4 protein-coding genes are annotated in these 4814 nt (G+C 74.5%); 2 read left to right on the top strand and 2 right to left on the bottom strand.

Translation table 11 applies throughout. The annotated features are described in order from the left end of the window. Both MRBLMG1_RS35005 and MRBLMG1_RS35000 read right to left on the bottom strand, forming a co-directional pair. Window positions 1-622, bottom strand: a 622-nt coding sequence (locus tag MRBLMG1_RS35005) for a TerD family protein (RefSeq protein ID WP_367828191.1), incomplete at its 3' end; no start/stop codon positions are given. Window positions 623-814: 192 nt separating this feature from the next. Further along, window positions 815-1390 (bottom strand): M48 family metallopeptidase, encoded by a 576-nt coding sequence (locus MRBLMG1_RS35000; RefSeq protein WP_367828190.1) that lies wholly within the window; start codon window positions 1388-1390, stop codon window positions 815-817. A gap of 209 nt (window positions 1391-1599) precedes the next feature. Between MRBLMG1_RS35000 and MRBLMG1_RS34995 the strand changes: the two genes are divergently transcribed. Continuing rightward, window positions 1600-2943 (top strand): TOMM precursor leader peptide-binding protein, encoded by a 1344-nt coding sequence (locus tag MRBLMG1_RS34995; protein WP_367828189.1) that lies wholly within the window; start codon window positions 1600-1602, stop codon window positions 2941-2943. A 41-nt stretch (window positions 2944-2984) separates the two neighbouring features. Further along, window positions 2985-4334 (top strand): ABC1 kinase family protein, encoded by a 1350-nt coding sequence (locus tag MRBLMG1_RS34990; RefSeq protein WP_367828188.1) that lies wholly within the window; start codon window positions 2985-2987, stop codon window positions 4332-4334. Window positions 4335-4814 lie beyond the last annotated feature (480 nt).

The raw sequence follows: 4814 nt of genomic DNA, 5'->3' as shown, positions 1-4814 counted from the left end.
GCGCGGGGGCGCCGAACGCCGGGGGCGCCGCCGCCTGCGGCGGCGGGGCGAAGCCGGGGGCCGCGGCCTGCTGCTGCGGCGCGGCGGGCGCCTCCTCGGCGACCTCCCCGCCGAAGTTCCGCAGGAGCGCGTCCAGGCCTCCGTCGAAGCCCTGGCCGACGGCGGCGAACCGCCACACGTCCTTGAGGTAGAAGTCGCCGAGCATCACCGCGCGCTCGGTGGAGAACTCCGCGCCGGTGAACGCGTACCGGGCGACCTCCTCGCCGCCCGCCACGATCCGCAGGTGGCCGGGGCCGACCTGGGACATCTGGCCGGCGCCGTCGATCGTCGCGGTGAACGACAGCTTGTGGATGTTCGCGGGGATGCGGTCGAGGGTGACGCGGAAGGACTCGGTGTCACCGGACTGCGCCCCGAGCAGCTGGACGGACTCCTCGGGCGTCTTCGGCTGGTTGAAGAAGACGAAGTAGCGGTCGTCCGAGAGCCGCTCGTCGGCGTCGAGGCCGAAGCAGCTGATGTCGAAAGTCAGTCCGGGCGCCGCGATCTGCACACCGACGTACAGATCTGTCCCCGCGGTCAGATCACTGATCTTGGCCTTGTGGCCGCGTTGGAATTCCCTGGCCATGCGTAACGACCGTCCCCCATCCCGAATGGCGAATGCTCGCGCCAGGCTAACGGCTGACTGCGACATTGAGACAGGGCGGGTCGTTTTCGGTACGGAATCGGGAAAGACGCTCACGCGTGCATACCGCCGCCGTCACTCCCCGCTGGCGGTCGCCGGTCCTCGCGGTCGTTCGCCGGTCCTCGCGGGCCGCCGTCACTCCTCGCGGGCGGTCGGGAGGTGGGGCAGCCGGTCGGCGGCGACCACGCCCTCCAGGTAGCCGCGCGCCCGCTCGGTCCTGGGGTACGCCTCCAGGAGCCGCCAGAAGCCCGGGCCGTGGCCCGGGACGAGCAGGTGGGCCAGCTCGTGGAGGAGGACGTAGTCGACGACGTACTCGGGCATGCCCTGGAGCCGGTGGGAGAGCCGGATGCTGCCCTCGGAGGGGGTGCAGGAGCCCCAGCGGGTGTTCTGGTTGGTCACCCAGCGGACCGACCCCGGGCGGGCCCGGCCGTCGAAGTACTGCTCCGACAGGCGTGCCGCCCGCTCGGTCAGCTCGCGGTCGCCGAGGACGCTCCGGTTCTCCTGGGCGGCGAGCTTGTCCAGCATCACGCCGACCCAGCGCCGCTCCTCCGCCTCCGACATCCGCGCCGGGATCAGGACGATGGTCCGGTCGCCCTCGCGGTACGCCGACACGGTCCTGCTGCGCCGCGGGCTTCTGCGGACCTCGACCGCACTCGTCCCGGCACCGCGGGGCGGCTTGCTGGTCACGCTGCGCTGTGGGTCGGCGGGCACGGCCCCGACGTTACCCGCTGGCGCCGCGGGAAGTCCCGCCCGGGGAGCGGTTTCGGGAACGTTCCGACCCCACCGCACACCATTTGAATGACTATTCCCCCGGCCTGTGGACAACTTTCGGCGACCGTCACGACGGCGGGGCATTCTCACCACGGACGGCGAAAGCGTCGTTGTCGATCATGAATACGATCACGGAACGGGGTGGGGAAATGCATCCGATGGTGAAGCCGGCACTCCGGCGGGCCTGGCGCGGTCTCCAGTACGTGCAGTTCGGGGTCACCCCCGCCCACGCGGTGGTCCTCGGCCCGGTCGACCAGGACACGGGAGCGGTGCTCGGGCTCCTCGACGGCACCCGCGGGACCGAACTGCTCCGGGCCGAGGCGCGGGCGCTCGGCCTGCCCGACGGCCACCTGGAGGCGCTCCTCGGCCGGCTGGAGTCGGCCGGGCTCCTCACGGACGCCACGACCGGGCGGCCCGGCCGCGTCGGGCCGCCCGCCGGCGCGGTGGACCGGGCCCTCGATCCGCTCCGCGCCGACCTCGCCTCCCTCTCCGTGGTCCACCCCGAACCGGACCTCGCGACACGGACGCTGACGGCCCGGCGCTCCCAGCGCGTCCAGGTCAGAGGCGCGGGCCGGGTGGGGACGACGGTCGCCGCCCTGCTCTCCGCGGCCGGCGTCGGCACGGTCGACGTGCTGGACTCCGGCCGCGTCGAACCCTGGGAGACCTCCCCGTCCGGCCTGCCTCCCGAGGCCGTCGGCGAACGCCGGGCCACGGCGGCCCGCCGCCTGGTCGGCCACTGGGCCCGCGCCGCCTCGGACGGCCGGGGACGGCGGGCTGGAGGGTCCGGGCCGGGTGGGCACGACGGGCGGGGCAGGGCCGGGGGTGACGACGGGCGGGGCAGGGCGAGGGGTGACGACGGGTGGCGTGAGAGCGGCGGTGACGGCGGGTGGGGTGAGAGCGGCGGTGACGGCGGGTGGGGTGAGAGCGGCGGTGACGGCGGGTGGGGTGAGAGCGGCGGTGACGGCGGGTGGGGTGAGAGGGGCGGTGACGGCGGGCTTTCACTCGTGGTGGTGACCCCGAGGGACGGCCTCGGGGCATACGTCCCCGATCCGGTCCCGGCCGAGCCGTGGATCTCCACCGGCACGCCCCACCTCTACGCGGGGGTCCTGGAAGCGACGGGGATGGTCGGGCCGCTGGTGCTGCCCGGTGGCACGGCGTGCGCGCGGTGCCTCCAGGAGGAGCGGACCGACCGGGAGCCGGTCTGGCCCCGGCTGCTCGCCCAGTGGCGCTCCGGCGCCCCGCATCCGCTGCCCGCCTGCGACGTGGGCCTGGCGACGGCCGTGGCGGGTCTCGCCGCCGCGCACGCGCTGGCCTTCCTGGACGGCGACCTCCCGGCGAGTACGGGCACCCGCTGGGAGACGTCGCTGCCGCTCTTGGAGTGGCGGGCGGAGCGGCTGAGGCCCCATCCGGCCTGCCCGTGCGGGGCGGCGCGCGGCGAAGAGGGGGAGCGCGCCTCGGCAGCCGGAGACACGCACGACACAATGGCGGGGTAACGGCCCTGCGCGGCACGGCAGTCTGGGTTTTGGAGGGGCGTATGTCTGATCTTCCCCGGAAGGCGGTCACCCGGACCGCCAAGTTGGCCGCGTTGCCACTGGGCTTCGCGGGCCGGGCCACCTGGGGCCTGGGCAAGCGGATCGGCGGGAGATCGGCGGAACTCGTCGCCCGCGAACTCCAGCAGCGCACGGCCGAGCAGCTGTTCAAGGTGCTCGGCGAACTCAAAGGCGGGGCGATGAAGTTCGGGCAGGCACTGTCCGTCTTCGAGTCCGCCCTCCCGGAGGAGGTGGCCGGGCCCTACCGGGCCGCGCTGACGAAGCTTCAGGACGCGGCGCCTCCGATGCCGACCCGCACCGTGCACGCCGTCATGGAGGAGCGGCTCGGCACGGAGTGGCGGAAGCTGTTCCTGGAGTTCGAGGACAAGCCGGCGGCGGCCGCCTCGATCGGCCAGGTGCACCGGGCCGTCTGGCACGACGGGCGCGAGGTCGCGGTCAAGGTGCAGTACCCGGGCGCCGGCGAGGCCCTGCTCTCGGACCTGGCCCAGCTGAGCCGCTTCGCCCGGCTCCTCGGCCCGCTGATCCCCGGGATGGACATCAAACCGCTGATCACCGAGATGCGGGACCGGGTCTCCGAGGAGCTGGACTACACCCTGGAGGCGGAGGCCCAGCAGAAGCACGCGGAGGAGTTCGCCGACGATCCCGGCGTGGTCGTGCCCGCCGTGGTCCACCGGGCCGAGCAGGTCCTCGTCACCGAGTGGATGGACGGGATCCCGCTGTCGGAGGTGATCGCGGACGGCACGCAGGCCCAGCGGGACCGGGCAGGCCAGCTCCTCGCCCGCTTCCTCTTCTCCGGCCCCGCCCGCACCGGCCTCCTCCACGCCGACCCCCACCCCGGCAACTTCCGGCTGCTCCCCGGCCGCGACGAGGACGACGGGCCCGACGCCTGGCGGCTCGGCGTCCTCGACTTCGGCACCGTCGACCGCCTGCCCGGCGGACTGCCCGAGACGATCGGCACCTGTCTCCGCATGACCCTCGCCGGCGACGCCGAGACGGTCTACGAACTGCTCCGCGGAGAAGGCTTCGTCAAGGAGTCGGTCGCCCTCGACCCCGACGCGGTCCTCGAATACCTGCTGCCGATCATCGAGCCCGCCGAGGTGGACGCCTTCGAGTTCAGCCGCGGCTGGATGCGCGCTCAGGCCGCGCGCATCGCCGACCTCCGCTCCCCCGCCCACCAGCTCGGCAAGCAGCTCAACCTCCCGCCCTCCTACCTCCTCATACACCGCGTGACCCTCAGCACCATCGGCGTGCTGTGCCAGCTCAACGCGACGGTTCGCCTCCGCGACGAACTCCACACCTGGCTCCCCGGCTTCGAATCCCCCCCGCCCACCTGACCCCCCACCGGGCCCCCACCCCACACGAGCGACGCCCACCCGCCCCCCACCCCACGCGGGCTCCGCCCACGTCCTCACGCGGGCTCCACCCGCGTGCCCGTGCGGGCTCCGCCCACGTCCCCGTGCGGGCTCCGCCCACGTCCCCGCCTCCGTCGCCCCCTGCGGCGCGGGCTGCGCCCGCGTGACCGCCACCGTCGCCCGACGCCCCGTGCGGGCTGCGCCCGCGTACCCGCCACCCTCGCCCACCGCCCCCTATGCGGGTGCGCCCGCGTGCCCGCGCCCGCCGCCCGACCGCCCCGTGCGGGCGGTGCCCGCCGGTCGCCCCGGCCCACCCCCGTGTGGGCAATCGTCCCGCTGGGGCGGGACGGGTGGGCACACGGGACGGCGCCCTCGGCGGCGCCTCCGCCCCTTGTACCTGCCCGCACCTCTACCTGGGCGCGCAACCGGTGCGGGTTCGGGCGCGGAAGCCTAGGCCCGGCA

This window comes from Streptomyces sp. LMG1-1-1.1, from assembly GCF_040815545.1.
In the GTDB taxonomy this organism is placed as follows: domain Bacteria; phylum Actinomycetota; class Actinomycetes; order Streptomycetales; family Streptomycetaceae; genus Streptomyces.
This window is presented reverse-complemented; position numbering and strand designations above follow the sequence as displayed.

What these genes read in the sequence shown, in the direction of transcription:
- MRBLMG1_RS34990 (WP_367828188.1), top strand. Translation starts at nt 2,985, where the DNA reads ATGTCTGATCTTCCCCGGAAGGCGGTCACCCGGACCGCCAAGTTGGCC.
- MRBLMG1_RS34995 (WP_367828189.1), top strand. Translation starts at nt 1,600, where the DNA reads ATGCATCCGATGGTGAAGCCGGCACTCCGGCGGGCCTGGCGCGGTCTC.